The sequence below is a fragment of the Xanthovirga aplysinae genome (genome assembly GCF_009711365.1).
Classification (GTDB): domain Bacteria; phylum Bacteroidota; class Bacteroidia; order Cytophagales; family Cyclobacteriaceae; genus Xanthovirga; species Xanthovirga aplysinae.
Map to the genome: position 1 here is coordinate 1 of NZ_SMMB01001274.1, position 17,968 is coordinate 17,968.

The following is a 17,968-nucleotide window of genomic DNA, read 5'->3' on the forward strand; positions in this document are numbered from 1 at the left end:
TTCTAAAAAATTTCTGTGTTTTGTTAATACAGCCACAAGGTCTACATTGTGGTCATAAAGGTAATTTCTTAACCCCTCTTCTACATCTTCGTAAACAACTCTCTCAAACTTAATATCTTGTTTGTAATCAAACTGAAATTCCTTCCTGATCTGATTAGTAACCGATTCAAAAAGCTCTTCTCCGAAAGGCTCCGAAACTTTACTGACATGTAAAACCGTAATTGAAGCATTTACCACTTTTGAAAGCTCCAAAATTTGTTGAATATAGAAGTCATCTTTTGTCTGGTAATTACTGGCATAAACAATGTTTTGAACCTCTGTCCTATAAAAATCTTTGGGTACCGTAATTACAGGGCAACTACAATTTTCAGCTACTTTAGATGCATTGCTTCCAAAAAAATAATGGTCAACTGTTGTAACCCCACCAGTACCCATCACCACCAAATCATAATTTCCTTCTTCTGCCACTTTCTCTACTTCCATTTTTAAAATGGAAACCTGAATTAAATAATCTGTAGAGACCCCAAAATTCCGAGTAGTCTCTTCACAAAGTATTTCCAATTCGGGACGAGCTTCCTCTTTCTGGGCTATTATCTCATCCATTATTCCTGGTTCTTCCACAATGGGCCTTTCCTCGGGAATCACATAGAGAAAAGTTAAATTGGCCCCAACCTGTTTGGCTAAATGGGCAGCATAATTCACCGCATTAAGGGAGGCATCTTTAAAATCTACAGGGCAAAGAATTTTTTGCATCAGATGAAAGCAATTTTAGCTTAGTAAATAATCCTAAAACAAAAGAGCTTATTTAAATTTTTTGTTTTTAAGCGATAATGTTACTTTGAAAAGGTGAACGAGCCGCTTTTTGAGCTCTTGGCTGTAACCTTCGTGGAACAAAAGCAACGAAATGCCGCTTTTCAAAAACCATTTGCAGTAAAAAGAATATTTTAAACATGCTCTAAGAATAAGATAACATTTTTTAACCTTTTAGAGAAAACAATAACCTCTTTAATCAAGAACCAAAAAACAAAATCTTCAAATCCCACATTCAGGTAAACTTTCATATGTATTTGACCGTTAATAATTGTTCATTTTCAATTATTCAATAATCATTATTCATTTGAGATGAAGTCTTTCTATCTTTGCAGCCTTGAACCCTTTTCATTTAAGGCTCGAATGAGTACAAAATAAAAACCAGGGCTGACATTTCGGCCAATGAAAATAATTAAGGTCCATGAATGGCTAGAATAGCATTTATTGGAAAGTTTGAGCATAAGAAATTAATTTTATGAAGCGTGTAGTTGTTGGTTTATCAGGTGGAGTAGATTCCAGTGTAGCGGCCCATTTATTAATGGAGGAAGGCTATGAGGTCATTGGCCTGTTTATGAAAAACTGGCATGACGAAAGTGTAACCATTAGTAATGAATGTCCTTGGGTAGAAGATTCAAATGATGCCCTTATCGTAGCCCAAAAATTGGGAATACCTTTTCAAACTATTGACCTGAGTAAAGAATACAAAGAGCGTGTGGTAGATTATATGTTCAATGAATATGAACAAGGCCGCACTCCAAACCCCGATGTTTTATGTAATCGAGAAATTAAATTTGACATCTTTTTAAAGGCTGCTATGAAATTGGGTGCTGATTTTGTTGCAACAGGACATTATTGTCAGAAGGCACAATTTGAAAAAGATGGACAATCAGTATATCAATTAATGGCCGGAAACGATAGAAATAAGGATCAAAGTTATTTTCTATGCCAGTTAACTCAAGAACAATTATCTAAAGCCCTTTTTCCTATTGGGCACCTTCAGAAGCCAGAAGTTAGAAAAATTGCAAAAGAATTAGACTTAATAACAGCTGACAAAAAAGATTCCCAGGGTATTTGTTTTGTGGGGAAAGTTAAATTACCGGATTTCCTGCAACAAAAATTAAAACCAAAAAAAGGTCAAATCATTGAAGTTCCAAACGATCTTGAAGATTACCAAAAGGAAAACACAGAAATTCCCGAGGATCACCTTCAAAAGTTAAAGTCTCTTACTACACCTTTTCGGTATAAAGCATCTCAAGGTAAGGTAGTGGGAAATCATAATGGAGTGCATTATTTTACCATTGGCCAAAGAAAAGGAATAAATGTTGGGGGTACACCAAAACCACTTTTTGTTTTGGACACTGACATAGATGAAAATGTTTTGTATACCGGCCAGGGAACAGATCATCCTGGCCTTTACCGACAAGGTCTATCTATTCGAAAGGAAGAAGTGCACTGGGTGAGGAAAGACCTTAAAATGAAAGAGGGAGACTCCCAAAAAATGTTGGTCAGGATTCGATATCGACAGCCCCTCGAATCGGCTACCCTGTTCATGGAGCATGATAACCTTTATATAATCTTTGATAACTCACAAAAAGGAATTACACCAGGACAATTTGCTGCCTGGTATTCCGAAAACGAATTGATTGGTTCCGGAGTTATAAGTTAAAAGGGGATATTTTTCCTCTTTTAACCCTTTTCATCACTTCTTTCCTTTCTATCTAAAATTTCCCTTCTCTGTAATTAACCATGCTATCCATTCTCCGTTATAAAAATATAACCCGTCCCTAAAAATCAATACCAAATTAAGGAGTAGGAATTTAAAATAAAATTAAAGAAAGGAGGCTAAATAATTTTCAGAAATTCACCCAATTCAAGACAATTAATGAGGGCAGCTTGAATAGTTTTATAATATTCATTGTCTAATGAAAAGAAAGGACCTTTATTATGGAAAGTTATTTTAATTTAAAAAAAATATTCAAAAATCTCCGGGAAAACGAGGTTGAATATATGTTAGATGTACCTGTTCTAATTAGCTTACTTATTGCAGGTGTAGAAAAAACCTATAACAAAACAGAGTTAGAACAAGCGAAATATTTTGCACAGGTAAGAGAAACCCATGACAGAGAAGAGTTAGAAGAGTATTACCATGCTGTAGCGGAAAATTTTGACAAAAGACTCGATTTTTACATGGATAAATTAGATGAAAATAAAGAAAAAAGAGAGGCCAGCCTATACAAAGAATTAAGTCGTTTAAACCATATACTTCCAGTCTTGGATCCAAAATTTCAAGTGGAACTTTATGCCAGTTTAAAAACATACGCAAGACATATTGCAGAGGCCTCGGGAGGAATTCTCGGATATTTTGCCATCACCCCTGAAGAATTAAAACTTATTGACCTCCCAATGATTGAAAAACCCCAATTGGATGAGGATTAAATCTTTTTTTGATTATTGAAGATAAAAATTGCCTCAAATCAAATAAGGCAGTTTAAATTTTCACTCAAAAAAAAAGACCCCTTACCAAAGGGTAAGGAGTCTAATAAACAACACTTCTAATAAAAAACCTTATCTCAAGAATAATAGTTCTCTGTATTTCACCAACGGCCAGATCTCATCATCTACCAAAAGCTCCAGTTTATCTACATGGTACCGAATCACATCAAAGTAACTTTTCACATCGGTACTGTATGCATGCGCTCTTGACTTTGTATCTTCAATCTTGTTAGCCACTTTTCTGGCTTCTACCATAGCATTTACATTGTTCCGAATAATGGCAAGATGCTCAGTAATTTCTTTAATAGTCTCAAAGGTTGGATTATCAGAAACATCAATTCCAATATCCTTCAACCCTTTAATATTTTCAATTAGCTTATTTTGATAAGTAATTGCTGTTGGAATTACATGATTTAATGCCAAGTCCCCCATTACTCTAGATTCAATTTGGATTTTCATAACATAGCTATCCAATTGAATTTCCACTCGAGCATCCAACTCAGCTTCAGAATAAATATCGTGAGCAGCAAACAGATCCTTTGAAACCTTCGTCTGATAAGCTTCTAAAGCCTCCACTGTATTTTTCACATTTGAAAGCCCCCTTTTTTCCGCTTCCTCAACCCATTCTTCAGAGTATCCATTTCCTTCAAAGCGGATGGCTTTTGAATCCTTGATATAGCCTCTCAAAACTTTTATGATTGCAACCTCCTTTTTCTCTCCTGCTTCAATCAAAGCATCTACTTCTTTCTTAAAGGCTACTAATTGCTCACCAACAATCGTATTCAAAACGGTCATTGGAGAAGCCGAGTTAGCAGAAGATCCCACAGCTCTCAACTCAAACTTATTTCCAGTAAAAGCAAAAGGAGATGTTCTATTTCTATCGGTATTATCTAAAAGGATAGGTGGAATTTTATTGATTCCTAACTTCATGTAGACATTATCACCCTTATCGATATCAATATGCCCATTATTTTCCAATTCATTCAACACTTCAGTCAGTGTAGAACCAATAAATACGGACATGATTGCAGGTGGCGCCTCATTTGCTCCTAATCGATGATCATTTCCTGCAGAAGCAATTGATGCTCTTAAAAGTGCATTATGGTTATAAACTGCCTTTATTGTATTTACAAAGAAAACCAAAAACTGGAGATTCTCCTTGGCTTTACTGCTTGGTGCTAAAAGATTTTTACCTGTATTGGTAATTAAAGACCAGTTATTGTGTTTACCACTTCCATTAACCCCTGCAAAAGGCTTCTCATGCAAAAGCACTTTAAAATTATGTCTTTCTGCTACTCGCTCCATCAGGTCCATCAAGAGCTGGTTATGGTCCACGGCAAGATTCACCTCTTCATACATAGGAGCACACTCAAATTGAGACGGAGACACCTCATTATGTCGAGTTTGAATTGGAATCCCCAATTTTAAAGCTTCTGCCTCCAAATCAACCATAAATGTATGCACTCGATTAGGAATAGCCCCAAAATAATGATCTGACAGCTGTTGACCTTTTGCCGGAAGATGACCAAATACTGTTCTACCTGCCATTGTCAAATCAGGACGTGCCTCATAAAGGGCCCTATCCACCAAAAAATATTCCTGCTCAACACCTAAGGATGTACTAACCTTAGATACAGATTTATCAAAATATTCATTAATGACCTCTACAGCAGCTTTATCAACAAAAGCGGACGATTTCAAAAGCGGAGTTTTAAAATCAAGTGCTTCTCCTGTATAGGAAACGAAAATGGTAGGAATACACAAAGTTTTGGCATCTCCATTTTCTAATATGAATGCTGGTGAAGAAGGGTCCCATGCCGTATATCCTCTGGCTTCGAATGTATTTCGAATACCACCATGGGGAAAAGATGATGCGTCAGGTTCCTGCTGAACTAAAGCACTCCCCTTAAATTTCTCAATTCCTCTTCCATCCGGGCTTGGTTCGTAAAAAGAATCATGTTTTTCTGCTGTTGCTCCAGTCAATGGTTGGAACCAATGCGTGTAATGTGTTGCTCCTTTTGAAATGGCCCATGATTTCATTGCAGAAGCCACTGCATCAGCCACATGAGACTCAATTTTATTACCTTTGTCAACTGCATTTACCAATTCTTTATAAATATCGGAAGAAACAGTTGCTCTTAAAGCTTCTGTCCCAAAGACATTAGTCCCAAAAAAATGTGATATTTTGGCAGAGGGCAAGTTGACTTGAACTTCCTTCCTATCCAAAACTTTTCCTAATGCTGATTTTCTGATAGAACCCATCGTATAATTATTGGTTTAATTAGATTGATACTGAACCCAAAATTAAAAACAATTAGACAAACTCAAACATAAAGCCTGATTTTTAAACCTATTTTATATAATTTTTATATAAAAAACAGATTTCAGCCTATTTTAAAAAGCTCAAAACCCGAAATCCACTTTCCTTCATTGACATAAAACTCACCCTATGTAAATTAAAAGTATCCAATGGTACTGCTTAAACTTAAGGTTTTACAGTTTTACACCACTCCTAAAAATATTAAGACTTTATAATTCCTTTATATTTTAAAAACATATAAACTTTAACCTCATAATACCCCTTATCCACTTGTCTTATCGATCTTTGATTTCCTTTTAAAAAGAATAAGATCATGCTTTTTGAACAGCTAATGAATTTTTTAATGGAGTCAAAAGAATCTTAATTCTAAAATTTTAACGATCAACATTAAGAACATTAGTACTAAAAGAATTCATTTCTTAGTTTATAAAAGAGTTAAAGTTTTAATTCCGGGCATTAACCAATGGATTATTCGTGAAAATAAGTACTTTTGCAGCCTTATGAAGAGAGTAGCGTTTTACACATTAGGATGTAAGCTCAATTTTTCGGAAACCTCCACGATTGGGAGGATGTTTGAGCAAAAGGGATATAAGAAGGTAAATTTTGAAGAAGGAGCAGATATTTACATCATCAATACTTGTTCCGTCACCGACAACGCTGATAAAAAGTGTAAAAAGGTGGTCAAAGAAGCGCGAAAATACGCACCAGACTCCTTTATAGCTATTATTGGTTGCTATGCCCAATTAAAACCTCAAGAAATTGCCAACATTCCGGGAGTGGATGCCGTATTAGGTGCTGCAGAAAAATTTCGACTCCTTGAGCTCTTGGATGGTTTCCAAAAAGAAAAAAGTCCAAAAGTTTTTGCGAGTGAAATTAAGGAAGCCAAAGCCTTTAATAACGCTTATTCAATTAATGATAGAACACGTACATTTCTAAAAGTGCAAGATGGCTGTAATTATGGATGTGCATTTTGTACAATTCCTTTAGCAAGAGGAAAAAGTCGCAGCGACACAATCGAAAACATTTTACAGTCAGCCAAGGGAATTGCCTCAACGGAGGTAAAAGAAGTGGTGCTTACCGGAGTTAATATAGGAGATTTTGGAATTGTAGATGGAAAAAGAAAGATTCGATTTTTCGATTTAGTGAAAGAATTGGACTCAGTAAATGGAATAGATCGCATTAGAATTTCTTCTATCGAACCTAACTTGCTTACAAATGAAATTATAGAGTTCGTTTCACAATCAAACCGATTTGTACCTCATTTTCATATACCCCTCCAATCTGGTTCAAACAAAATCTTGCGCTTAATGAAAAGGCGCTATTTAAAGGAATTATACGTAGACAGAGTAAGCAAGATCAAACAATTAATGCCACATTGCTGCATTGGAGTTGATGTAATAGTCGGATTTCCGGGGGAAACTGAGGAAGATTTTCTGGAAACTTATCATTTTCTAAACGAATTAGACATTTCATATCTTCACGTATTCACTTATTCGGAACGAGCCAATACAGTAGCAGCAAATTTAGATCAGGTGGTTCCACATAAGGTCCGTGCCGAAAGATCAAAGATGCTAAGAAACCTTTCGGAAAAGAAAAAAAGGAAGTTTTATCAGGAAAATGTAAATCGGGAAGCTACTGTCCTTTTTGAAGAGGATATTGAGGATGGAATGATGCATGGCTTCACAGAAAATTATGTTCGGGTTAAGGCAAAATACGACCCTATATTAATCAACGAACTAAAAAAGGTTAAACTGAGCCATTTAAACCCTGAAAATTTGATGGAAGTGGAAGAAATATCACCCACATATGAAAAACATTAAATTAAAAATTGGCCTGAATTGAATGACAGGGAAAATTATTTCAAAAGTTAGGGACATCTGTAAAGGATGTCCTACTTGTTTCCAAAAAAGAATTCCTGACAGGGTTCCCATTTTCCATTAAGGTGGTGTAATAAAACAAAACTTTCAACCAAAAAGGAATTCACAAAGGCTTTATCTTTATACTCCTCCCAAGCAATAATAAAATTTCCTCTTTTTAAATCCTTATGAGCAACGGTTAAATGAGGAGAGTAGGGTCTTCCCCATTCCCTTTGATCATAGATACCCAATTTTTTGCTTAACCAATCCAATAATTCGGAATGCAACTTATTTAACTGCTCGGAATTTTCAATTTGAATAAAAATCACTCGAGGAGGAAAGGCCTCAAACCCATTTAATCCGACTGAAAACGAACTCCTGTTTTCAGTAAATAACTGCAAGGAATCACTAAGCCCATTAAATTGTTTTTCTTCCCACTTAAAGGGCATGTACAATGTAATGTGTGGAGGGGATTTTAAAGCGTGTTTCGCTTTAAACCGATTCGAAAAATCTTTTTTTATATCGGTCACTTCATCTTGCAAATCCTTGGGAGGAAGGATACCCAAAAAATATAGCTGAAAATTCCCTGTTCCTTTCATCAAAAAGAATAAAATAGATTAATTGATTTTGACTAGTATCATACACAATTGAGAATATCTACTAATGTCTAGATTCACCTGTTGAAAATTAGAAACCAGAAACAACAGATCCAATTCATACCAGGTGATTTCAAAATATTCCTTAGCACACTAGTAATCCTTTCCCTACTCTCCCCTTTAATGCCACTAAAACTTCTTCCCTTTCCAACCCAACCTATAATTCCAATATTAAATTAAAGGAAGTTTACCACTTAATGACCTGGCCGAAGTTCTAGGGAAAGAACTGGAACCCTAGATTTTTTAATGACTTCTTCAGAAAAACTACTACTTCCTAATATTGGGAATCGAGATTTTCTTCCTTTGCCCACCACAGCTATTAAATCAGCATTTTTTCGGTGGGCAAATTCAATCAAACTGGATTCTCTATTTTTACTGAAAAGGGTTTGGACACTATAGTTGATCAAATTATGTTTAATGGCCCAATCATTTAGTAGAGAATTCTCATTTCGCTGCTGATTTTTAATAGAAGAAATCTTAATGAGATGGATTTTGGCCTCAAAATAGTTGGCTATATCTCTGAGATAAGAAATATAGGCATCGGAATACATGGACATATCTGTGGAAATCACCATATTCCTCATTCTAAAGTTCTTCTGCTGTTCTTTTACAGCTATTACTGGGCAATTCACATTTCGAATCACTTGTTCGGTATGATTACCCTCAAAATATTCAGTAAGAGTAGAAACACCACTAGTTCCCATAATTACCAAATCAATCTGATATTTTTCAACAAAATCACTAATCCCTGTTTTAAAATCGGAGATAATTATGGAAGGGCGAAATAAAACATTTTCATTTCCATAATACTCCATAATTTTCCTCAGGCTACGAAGAGATTGACGGTAGAGTTCAGCAATAAAACGATCACCCGAACTTCCAGAGCCGTCTCCACTTCCGGTGGTACTAAATCCAAAACTCCCAGGTTCGGCAATGGTATGAAAGAGAAATAATTCTGCATTCATCTGTCCTGCAAACTTAACAGCTACTTCAAGGCCATTAATTGAGACATCAGAAAAGTCTAGAGGGACAAGAATTTTGTTCATGGCTATTAACGATGGATGATGAAGAAAAAAACTATTTAACAAACACCTCGATGCCCTTCAAACCTTCTCGGAGGAGTAAAAATTTCTGCACGAAAATAATATACAAAAAAAATCACATTTTTTACTCCTTATATTACATTTTAATTTATAAATAAAAAAGGGAGCATATAAAACCTATGCTCCCTTTCATTGATAAATTTTTTCTCTAATTACTACATAATGCCACCAAATGACTTTGGTCATTTTTCAAGCATAAGCTAAAGCTACCATCCTGAAAACATAAATGGTACAATCCTAAATTTACATGGTCAAAAGAATCCATTAAACGAAGATCGACTTTAAGTAAAAGACATAAAAATATCCTCATAGCCCTCCCATGCATACAAATTAGAATTTCTTTTTCATGATTTTGCCCCATAATATGCTTCAAGGCTTTCTTCTGTCTCTCAACCACCTGAAGCGGTGTTTCACCACCAGGAAGGGAACAGGCTAATTCACCCTCCCTCCAGGCTTTTGTTGTTCTTTCATATACCAATTGGGATGCGGAACTAAATGGTTGGCCTTCTTTTTCACCCCAGTGAATTTCATTCAACCCTCCCAATTTTTCATGAGGAACCCCCTTGGCAATAAAGTTTTGAACTGACTGTACCGTTCTTTGCAAATTGGAAGTATATACTTTATCAAAAGGATGATCTCCATAGGCCTGAAAAAAATATTCAGCCTGTCTTCTTCCTTCTTCATTTAAAGGGGCGTCAATACCTGAGCCTTGCACAATATTTTTTCTATTATATTCTGTTTGCCCGTGTCGAATCAGAAATAAATTCTTTGTTTCCAAGGTTTATTATTTATTAATCTAGTTTCAAAAAAATGTTTAGCTGCTAATCTTTACTAAGCACAATGTAAAATAACGTTTGGTCGAGAAAATATAATATGTTTTATAACTATAAAAACTAAAAAAGCCAAAGATAAATTTCTAGTACCAAACTTCAGTTAATCTATATTTCCCTGTAAACTATCCTGATTATGAAAAAAATTTTGGACTTTCACCCCTGTTGATGAAGCAAACCACCCATTAAATCCACAAAAACAAAATACCTGATCTTCAGAAACAAATACCTATACAAGGAAATAACTCATTCTATACAGTTCTGAAATTTGTTAGTATTTACATTCTTAACTAATTTTGATCAATATTTAACCAAAATCTAGCCGAACATTTTTGTTAATTCCTTTTAAATTAATTTAAAGCTTGGCCAAATTTTTTACTCAAGCGACAAATGCCTTTTAAAAGACTGCACACCCATATTTTAATAAAAATTATGGGTGCCCGCTAATTTTGGTTTATAATTTTCTTATTCACTCGTCTTGAATACGAGATTTTTTCTAACCATTTCATTTTTTATGTTTCGACCCGACATATCAATAGATCTACTCAATCAAATAAGTCAGGAATCGATGGTTGATCACCTAGGGATTGAGTTTATTGAAATAGGAAGTGATTTTATTAAAGCCACCATGCCCGTCGACCATCGTACAAGACAACCGATGGGACTTCTACATGGAGGAGCATCAATGGCTTTGGCAGAAACACTAGGAAGTATAGCCGCCACCTGTTGCGTTGATAATTCCAAACAATATTGTGTTGGCCTGGAAATAAATGCCAATCACATCAAAAGTGCCAGAGAAGGATTTGTACAAGGTATCTGTAAAGCTGTTCATATCGGAAAAAAAACCCATGTTTGGGAAATCAAAATTTACGATAGAAAAGAGCAGCTAATTTGCATTAGTCGGATAACAATTGCGGTGATTGACCATAAAAAGGCATGAAGGAGATAATTCAAGACAAATACATATCAGACATTGACCTGAAAGGGTATTCTGAGGAAAGTATATTTAATAGTTTCTTGCATGCCACTTTTAAAGGGAATTTTTCTATATCATTTTGGCGTAATCCCTTAGAAAAGGAAAAACATTTGGTTGTTGATCTTTCAGGAGAAGGAACAGGTTCCTCGACCAACTTACAAGATTCTAATTCCGGATTTTTGTTTTCTGCCTTTGATAACTCTTCCAATAATTCAACCCATTTTATTAATGCCGATCTTTATTTTGGAACAAAGGAAGAAAGTATTGTTTCTAAACTCGGAATGGCAAAAAGGGATCCTGCAGAGAAGAAATTTCGAAAGGATTTTCAAAACTTTCTGAAAGGAAACACAAAAGATAAATCCCCATATTTCACCACCGAACTTCCACCTGAAAAAGAAACCAATAAACGCCTGTTTATCAATACAGTAACCCAATCTATTAAAAGCATTAATTCAGGTAATTTTCAAAAGGTAGTTCCTGCAAAAACAAAGGTTGTCCCCCTTTCAGAAAAATTTAAAATCATTGAAACTTTCCAAAAGCTTTGCTCTCATTATCCTAATGCTTTTGTCTCTCTGGTTTCCATTCCAAATGTGGGGACTTGGATGGGAGCAACACCTGAGCTTTTAGTTAACATAGATCAGAAGCAACAAATCTTTAAAACGGTTGCTCTGGCTGGAACCCAGATTGCCTCTCAAGACCTAACAACAGAAACGGCAGCTTGGAGACAAAAGGAAATTGAAGAGCAAGCCATGGTGGGACGATATATTATCAATTGCTTCAAAAAAATTAGGCTCAGGGAGTATGAGGAAATAGGGCCAAGAACGATCCAGGCAGGAAACTTACTTCACCTAAAAAGTGAATTTAAAGTAAATATGAAAGCTACAAACTTTCCGGAATTAGGAAGTGTCATGTTAGACCTTCTTCACCCTACTTCTGCAGTGTGTGGTATGCCTAAAGAACCCGCTCTTGATTTTTTGAAAAAGCATGAACCTTTTGACAGAGAATATTACAGTGGTTTCCTTGGGCCTGTTAACATTAAGGAGGTGACTTCACTATTCGTCAACCTTAGATGCATGAAGTTAGTAGAGAAATCTGCAGTATTGTTTGCTGGAGCTGGAGTAACAGCCAATTCAAATGCTGAAAAGGAGTGGGATGAAACAGAGTTAAAATGCAATACACTGTTAAAAGTGTTAAAATCTTAAAAACGCATGGTTTAGGTTACTTCAATTCCCTTTCACCTTTCTTCAAAGAGGACTACCTAAATTGGAATATTTATAAAAATATTTCAATTCTCTTTTTAGGGAATTAAACTAATTTTGACCCATTGCTAATGATAGAGCCCAAAGAAGGGTAAAATACCTAGAGGTAAAGCTTACTATCGACGATTATATTTTACCTTTATTTCCCTTTTTTTGAACTTCAAGAATTGAAAGTATGATCCTTCAACATATAGTTAATTTAACTGAAATTTGTGCACAAAAAGGGATAAAGGACGTCATCCTATCAGTAGGTTCTAGAAATGCCCCAATGGTACTTAATTTTGTTCGGCACCCACAAATTAGAACCCGAACAATTAGTGATGAAAGAACGGCCGCTTTTATTGCCTTAGGAATTGCCCAAAAGACCAAAAGACCTGTGGCAATCGTCTGTAGTTCGGGATCAGCGGCATACAACTACGCTCCAGCTGTGGCAGAAGCCTATTTTCAACAAATTCCTCTGTTAATATTAACAGCTGACAGGCCTCCTGAATGGATTGATCAACAGGACAATCAAACTATAAGACAATTTGAAATCTATGGGAAAAATATAAAGAGTAGCTATTACCTTCCGGTTTCCCCATCTACAGTAGATGAACTTTGGCATTCGGATAGAATTGTTTCAGAAGCACTAAATGTAAGCACTTCATTTCCCGCTGGTCCCGTTCATATCAATGTTCCCCTAAGAGAGCCTTTCTATCCGGAAAAAGGGGAAGAAATAGTTTTCGATACATCGGTAAAGGTAATTGATCAGATTCCCACTATTCCTACCCTAAATTCCAATGTTCTGAACAAACTAATTCAAGAGTGGAATCAATTTGACAAAAAATTAATTATTGCGGGGCAAGGGCCCCTTCAACCTCAATTAATTGATCATTTAAAAAAACTCGGGGAAGAACAAATGATCCCAATTGTAGGAGATGTTACTTCCAATTTGCATGATATTCCAGAAGTAATTCGTTATCCGGACATCTTTTTAGGAAAAGATGATGAAAAGCTTTTAACAGCTCTACAACCCGATTTGCTGATCACCTTTGGGAAAGCTGTTCTTTCGAAAAACAGCAAACTTTTCCTCCGTAAGTATAAACCCAAAGCACATTGGCACATTCAACCTGGTGGTCATGTGGCAGACACTTATCAGAGTTTAGGTAAACACATTCCCGTAAACCCAGATTGGTTTTTTGAAAAAATCCTTAATTACGAAGAAAAAAGCTCCATTTCTAACAACACCAACTATTTCGATGATTGGCAGAAAGCGGAAAAATTCTCAAAAAATATACTTGAAGCTCCATTATTAAATGAAAACTATTGTGAGTTTGGTATTATAAAAAAGGCCATTGATAAACTACCAGAGAAAACAGACTTACAATTAGCCAATAGTATGGCGGTACGATATGTCAACTTTGTAGGGATTAATTCTGCTAAGAAAAATATAGAAGTATTTTCAAACCGTGGTACCAGTGGAATTGATGGTTGCAATAGTACTGCAGTTGGTAATGCACTTTCGACGGATAAACTAACTGTACTCTTTACGGGGGATATGGCCTTTCTTTATGACCGAAATGCATTCTGGCACAACTACTTACCGAACAACCTCAGAATCATTTTATTGAATAATCATTCGGGATCTATTTTTAGAATCATTAAAGGGCCTAGTGACCAACCGGAACTAGAGGAGTACTTTGAAACACGCCAACAATCAAATGCCCAACATATAGCAAAAGAATTTCAATTCGATTATTTTTATTGCAATGGATTAGATCAGTTGGATGACCTTCTAAATCAATTTTATTCCAGAGAAGGAAATGCCAAAATCCTGGAAATCGAAACCGACAGCAAGGTGAACAAAGAAATATTTTTAAAATTCAAACAACTAATTAACGAGCAGTAACGGCAATTAAATTCGATTGGAAAACTATTAAAGAATACCAGGACATTTAGTTCAAGTTCTTCGAGGAAATTGCTAAAATCACAATCAATAGATCGGAAATCTACAATGCATTCCGACTAATAATCAATTTGGAGATGATTGAGGAAATCGATCATTGTAGAGAAAATCCGGATAATCATACCGTAATGTTTACTGGTGAAGGGGAAAAAGTATTTTGTACAGGTGGAGACCCAAATAATAAACCAAAAGGAGGCTAAATAGGTGGAGAAGGGGTGCTTAAACTGAACGTATGGGGTTTACAATAAGAAATTCGCTCTTTTCCTAAGCCTCTTATCGCCATGGTTAATGCCAATTTGATACACTTGGCATCTAGAGCATATATTTTCTACTATATTTGCCTTGGAAACGGCCATAATACATCTATGAAGGCATTACTGCTCAACGGAAAGCAATTCACTTACAACTACATTAAATCGGGAGAATGGAAATCTTCTAATTTTTCTGATTTTGAAAGCAATACTTTATCCTTTTCCCAAAAATGGTTAAGTGGCGAAAAGGAATTTTCCATATCCACTTCCGGCTCAACCGGCACCCCAAAAATAATTAAGATAAGCAGATCACAAATGATTGCCAGTGCAAAATTGACTACAAGCTTTTTAAGGCTTCAAAAAGGAGATAGTGCTTTGGTCTGTTTAAACACCGCTTATATAGCTGGGCGGATGATGTTGGTAAGAAGTTTTGAATTGGGGATGAATATTATTGCCGTAGAACCCTCATCCAATCCCTTGGAAAACTTAAGCAGAAATGATAAAATTGATTTTACTGCATTAGTTCCCCTACAAATGCAAACCCTACTAGAAACTGAAAAGAACTATCTTCCCCAACTAAATCAAATGAAAGGAATTATTATAGGGGGAGCAGCCGTAAATCCCTCCTTAGAAGAAAAACTTCAATTAGTAAAGAGTGCCGTTTACAGTACCTATGGCATGACAGAAACCGTCTCTCATATTGCTTTAAAAAGATTAAATGGACCTGAAAAATCCGATTATTATCAGATTTTTGAAGGAATAGAAACAGAATTGGATGAAAGATCTTGTTTATGCATTCAAGGAAGTGTTTCCAATAATGAGAAAGTCATTACCAACGATATAGTGGAATTTAATGGAGGGAAGACTTTTAAATGGATTGGTCGTGCAGACAATATAATCAATAGTGGTGGAGTAAAAATCTTTACCGAAAAGGTTGAAAACATCATCGACAGACTATTTGGAGAGCTCTCAATTAAAAGACGTTTCTTTTTATATGGGATACAAGATGAAAAACTTGGGCAGAAAGTTAGCCTTTTTATTGAGGGAACGGGTCTTCCTTTAGAAAAGCATCGCCAGTTAAAAAATGGCCTACAAAAAGCTTTAAGTAAATTTGAAGTCCCAAAAGACCATTATTTCATACCCACCTTCCAAGAAACGGAAACCGGTAAAATCCAAAGACAACAAACCGCTAATTCCAATTAAATGTAATAAAAAAAGAAAAGAGCTGTAAATGACCACAGCCCTTTCTTACTTTACTAACAAACACTAAACTTAGTCTTACATTAACATAAAGTCCGCCTCTTTTACATCTCGTGAATTGGTTCCTACATAAACCTTAAAATCCCCAGGTTCAGTTCCAAAAGTCATGTCTCGACGATAAAATGATAGATCGTCTTCCGTTAAATCGAAACTAACTTCTTTGGTTTCTCCAGCTTTGATCATCAATTTTTTAAAGCCTTTCAATTCTTTTACAGGACGGGTTACACTACCCACCAAATCCCTAATATATAATTGTACAACTTCTTCGCCATCCACCTTTGAGGCATTTTTAACACTGACTTTAACCTTTAAGGTTTCTCCACTTTTAATTGACGCTTTATCTAATTGAATATCAGAATACTCAAACTTAGCATAACTCAACCCATAACCAAATGGATAAAGAGGAGAGTTTTCCACATCACGGTACCTGGATGAATAAATACGGTCACTGGCTGGTTCGGAATAATCTCCCGTGTAAGGCCTTCCCGTATTTTTATGATTATAGTAAATAGGAACTTGTCCCACATTTCTAGGGAAAGTCATAGGTAATTTACCAGAAGGATTGTAATCACCGAATAAAACCTCAGCAATGGCAGGCCCAGTTAGGGTTCCCAATGACCAAGTCTGCAAAATAGCTGGAATATTCTTATCCATCCAACTAATAGCCAAAGGTCGCCCACTACTTACCAATGTCACAATCGGTTTTCCAGTTTTTTGAATGGCTTGCATGAGTTCTTTTTGAACCCCCGGCAATTCAATAGAGCTTCGAGAGGCTGCCTCACCACTCATTACCGCACTTTCACCTAAAGCTAAAATTACAACATCTGCTTTGTTGGCAATACCTACAGCTTTGGAAAACCCGGAACGAGAATCACTATAGAAATCGGCTCCATCGGCTGTTAATATTTTTGTACCAGGCCCAACTTTTTGTTTAATTCCTTCCAATATAGAAATTGGGTCTTGGTTTTCTCCAAAGAATGACCACATTCCATTTAACTCATCCTTATTTTCCGCCAAAGGACCAATCAAAGCAATCGTATTAACATTTTTATTGATAGGAAGCAAATCCTTTTCATTCTTCAATAAAACGATAGACCGCTTTGCCATATCCAATGCGGCATCATAGTTCTCTTTAGATCTTACCTCCTTCTTTTCAACTGCAGGGTCTGCATATAAATAAGGATTTTCAAATAACCCTAAATCATACTTTAGCTTCAAAACTCTTCTCACTGCTTTATCCAATGTTTCTTCACTCAATTTTCCTTCCTTCACCAATTTTTCGATTTCAGAAGAATAAATTAAGCCCATCATGTCCATATCATTACCGGATTCTAAAGCCATTTTGGCTGCATCTGCTCGATTACCTACCACACCATGATTGATCATTTCTGTAATAGAATTGTAATCAGATACTACCATTCCATTAAAGCCCCACTCCTTTCGCAATATATCATCCAGTAAGTATTTACTTCCACTAGCCGGCACCCCATCAATTTCATTAAAAGAAGTCATAACAGTAGCAGCGCCTTCATCAATAGCGGCCCTATAAGGAGGAAGATACATCTCTCTAAGCACACGTTCCGACATATCCACGGTATTGTATTCTTTTCCCCCTTCGGGAGCACCGTAAGCGGCAAAGTGTTTTACACAAGCTGCCAAAGTATAAGGGGCTGCCAAATCATTGCCCTGAAAACCTCGAACTCTTGCCCGGGCAATCAAAGAGCCCAAATATGGGTCCTCACCTGCTCCTTCAGCATTTCTTCCCCATCTGGCATCTCTTCCAACATCAACCATCGGAGCGAAATTAAAATTAATTCCGGCTGAAGTGGCTTCTTTAGCCGCAACCCTTGCCCCATTTTCAATGGTTTCTAAATCCCAACTAGCTGCCTCAGCTAAAGGAATTGGAAAAATGGTTTTATACCCATGAATAATATCAGCACCAAAAAGTAATGGAATACCTAATCGAGAATTTTCAACGGCTAATTTCTGAAGCTTATAAGAAAACTCTGCACCCGGTGCATTAAAGACCCCAGTAACTTTTCCACTCTTTATCATTTCCAGCCTTTCCCCATCATTGGTTACAGAGGCCGGCCCAGTCTGAAGAGCATCTCCGACTATAAAATTAAGCTGCCCGACCTTTTCCTCCAAGGTCATTTGACTAAGCAGCTCTTCTACTTTGTCATTAGTTGGTTCTTTGGACACCGGTTCA

General features: G+C 36.1%; 14 protein-coding genes. 8 read left to right on the forward strand and 6 right to left on the reverse strand.

Annotated elements, in window-relative coordinates:
• On the reverse strand, nt 1–753 hold a 753-nt coding region (locus E1171_RS20570), incomplete at its 3' end, for a universal stress protein (RefSeq protein ID WP_155207951.1).
• Between the two features lie 532 nt (nt 754–1,285).
• Here E1171_RS20570 and mnmA point away from each other — a divergent pair.
• Nucleotides 1,286–2,476, forward strand: coding sequence for a tRNA 2-thiouridine(34) synthase MnmA (mnmA, locus tag E1171_RS20575; RefSeq protein WP_155207952.1), 1,191 nt, complete (start codon nt 1,286–1,288; stop codon nt 2,474–2,476).
• 278 nt (nt 2,477–2,754) lie between these two features.
• Nucleotides 2,755–3,246, forward strand: a complete 492-nt coding sequence (locus tag E1171_RS20580; protein WP_155207953.1) for a hypothetical protein — start codon at nt 2,755–2,757, stop codon at nt 3,244–3,246.
• A 129-nt stretch (nt 3,247–3,375) separates the two neighbouring features.
• Here the strand turns inward: E1171_RS20580 and E1171_RS20585 are convergent, their stop codons facing one another.
• Nucleotides 3,376–5,565, reverse strand: a complete 2,190-nt coding sequence (locus E1171_RS20585) for a glutamine synthetase III family protein (RefSeq protein WP_155207954.1) — start codon at nt 5,563–5,565, stop codon at nt 3,376–3,378.
• A 558-nt stretch (nt 5,566–6,123) separates the two neighbouring features.
• Here E1171_RS20585 and mtaB point away from each other — a divergent pair.
• Complete coding sequence (gene mtaB, locus E1171_RS20590; RefSeq protein WP_155207955.1) at nt 6,124–7,443, forward strand: tRNA (N(6)-L-threonylcarbamoyladenosine(37)-C(2))-methylthiotransferase MtaB; 1,320 nt, start codon at nt 6,124–6,126, stop codon at nt 7,441–7,443.
• Nucleotides 7,444–7,514: 71 nt separating this feature from the next.
• Here mtaB and E1171_RS20595 read toward each other — a convergent pair whose 3' ends face one another.
• The 3 genes from E1171_RS20595 to E1171_RS20605 all read right to left on the reverse strand — a co-directional run bounded on the left by E1171_RS20595 (nt 7,515) and on the right by E1171_RS20605 (nt 10,016).
• Entirely contained in the window at nt 7,515–8,078 is a 564-nt protein-coding gene (locus tag E1171_RS20595; protein ID WP_246164461.1) for a 2'-5' RNA ligase family protein, read from the reverse strand.
• Between the two features lie 251 nt (nt 8,079–8,329).
• Nucleotides 8,330–9,181 carry a universal stress protein gene (locus E1171_RS20600; RefSeq protein WP_155207957.1) on the reverse strand — a complete coding sequence of 284 codons (852 nt, stop codon included), beginning with the start codon at nt 9,179–9,181 and terminating at the stop codon, nt 8,330–8,332.
• Between the two features lie 205 nt (nt 9,182–9,386).
• A complete protein-coding gene (locus tag E1171_RS20605) occupies nt 9,387–10,016 on the reverse strand; it encodes a histidine phosphatase family protein (protein WP_155207958.1) in 630 nt (209 codons plus the stop codon).
• 566 nt (nt 10,017–10,582) lie between these two features.
• Between E1171_RS20605 and E1171_RS20610 the strand changes: the two genes are divergently transcribed.
• The 5 genes from E1171_RS20610 (at nt 10,583) to E1171_RS20630 (ending at nt 15,702) form a co-directional block, all read left to right on the forward strand.
• Entirely contained in the window at nt 10,583–11,008 is a 426-nt protein-coding gene (locus E1171_RS20610; protein ID WP_155207959.1) for a hotdog fold thioesterase, read from the forward strand.
• Nucleotides 11,005–12,246 carry a chorismate-binding protein gene (locus E1171_RS20615; RefSeq protein ID WP_155207960.1) on the forward strand — a complete coding sequence of 414 codons (1,242 nt, stop codon included), beginning with the start codon at nt 11,005–11,007 and terminating at the stop codon, nt 12,244–12,246. The genes E1171_RS20610 and E1171_RS20615 overlap by 4 nt, the downstream gene beginning before the upstream one ends.
• Before the next feature lie 232 nt (nt 12,247–12,478).
• Complete coding sequence (menD, locus tag E1171_RS20620) at nt 12,479–14,191, forward strand: 2-succinyl-5-enolpyruvyl-6-hydroxy-3-cyclohexene-1-carboxylic-acid synthase (RefSeq protein ID WP_155207961.1); 1,713 nt, start codon at nt 12,479–12,481, stop codon at nt 14,189–14,191.
• Between the two features lie 68 nt (nt 14,192–14,259).
• Nucleotides 14,260–14,448, forward strand: a complete 189-nt coding sequence (locus E1171_RS20625; protein ID WP_187696566.1) for an enoyl-CoA hydratase-related protein — start codon at nt 14,260–14,262, stop codon at nt 14,446–14,448.
• Nucleotides 14,449–14,613: 165 nt separating this feature from the next.
• Nucleotides 14,614–15,702, forward strand: coding sequence for an AMP-binding protein (locus tag E1171_RS20630; RefSeq protein ID WP_187696565.1), 1,089 nt, complete (start codon nt 14,614–14,616; stop codon nt 15,700–15,702).
• A 75-nt stretch (nt 15,703–15,777) separates the two neighbouring features.
• Here the strand turns inward: E1171_RS20630 and bglX are convergent.
• A partial coding sequence (bglX, locus tag E1171_RS20635; RefSeq protein ID WP_246164459.1) for a beta-glucosidase BglX occupies nt 15,778–17,968 on the reverse strand: 2,191 nt, incomplete at its 5' end.

Excerpts from the sequence above, each read along its gene's own strand:
- E1171_RS20580 (WP_155207953.1), top strand. The coding sequence starts at position 2,755 with ATGGAAAGTTATTTTAATTTAAAAAAAATATTCAAAAATCTCCGGGAA.
- menD (WP_155207961.1), top strand. The coding sequence starts at position 12,479 with ATGATCCTTCAACATATAGTTAATTTAACTGAAATTTGTGCACAAAAA.
- mnmA (WP_155207952.1), top strand. The coding sequence starts at position 1,286 with ATGAAGCGTGTAGTTGTTGGTTTATCAGGTGGAGTAGATTCCAGTGTA.
- E1171_RS20630 (WP_187696565.1), top strand. The coding sequence starts at position 14,614 with ATGAAGGCATTACTGCTCAACGGAAAGCAATTCACTTACAACTACATT.
- mtaB (WP_155207955.1), top strand. The coding sequence starts at position 6,124 with ATGAAGAGAGTAGCGTTTTACACATTAGGATGTAAGCTCAATTTTTCG.
- E1171_RS20600 (WP_155207957.1), bottom strand. The coding sequence starts at position 9,181 with ATGAACAAAATTCTTGTCCCTCTAGACTTTTCTGATGTCTCAATTAAT.
- E1171_RS20610 (WP_155207959.1), top strand. The coding sequence starts at position 10,583 with ATGTTTCGACCCGACATATCAATAGATCTACTCAATCAAATAAGTCAG.
- E1171_RS20615 (WP_155207960.1), top strand. The coding sequence starts at position 11,005 with ATGAAGGAGATAATTCAAGACAAATACATATCAGACATTGACCTGAAA.
- E1171_RS20585 (WP_155207954.1), bottom strand. The coding sequence starts at position 5,565 with ATGGGTTCTATCAGAAAATCAGCATTAGGAAAAGTTTTGGATAGGAAG.
- E1171_RS20595 (WP_246164461.1), bottom strand. The coding sequence starts at position 8,078 with ATGAAAGGAACAGGGAATTTTCAGCTATATTTTTTGGGTATCCTTCCT.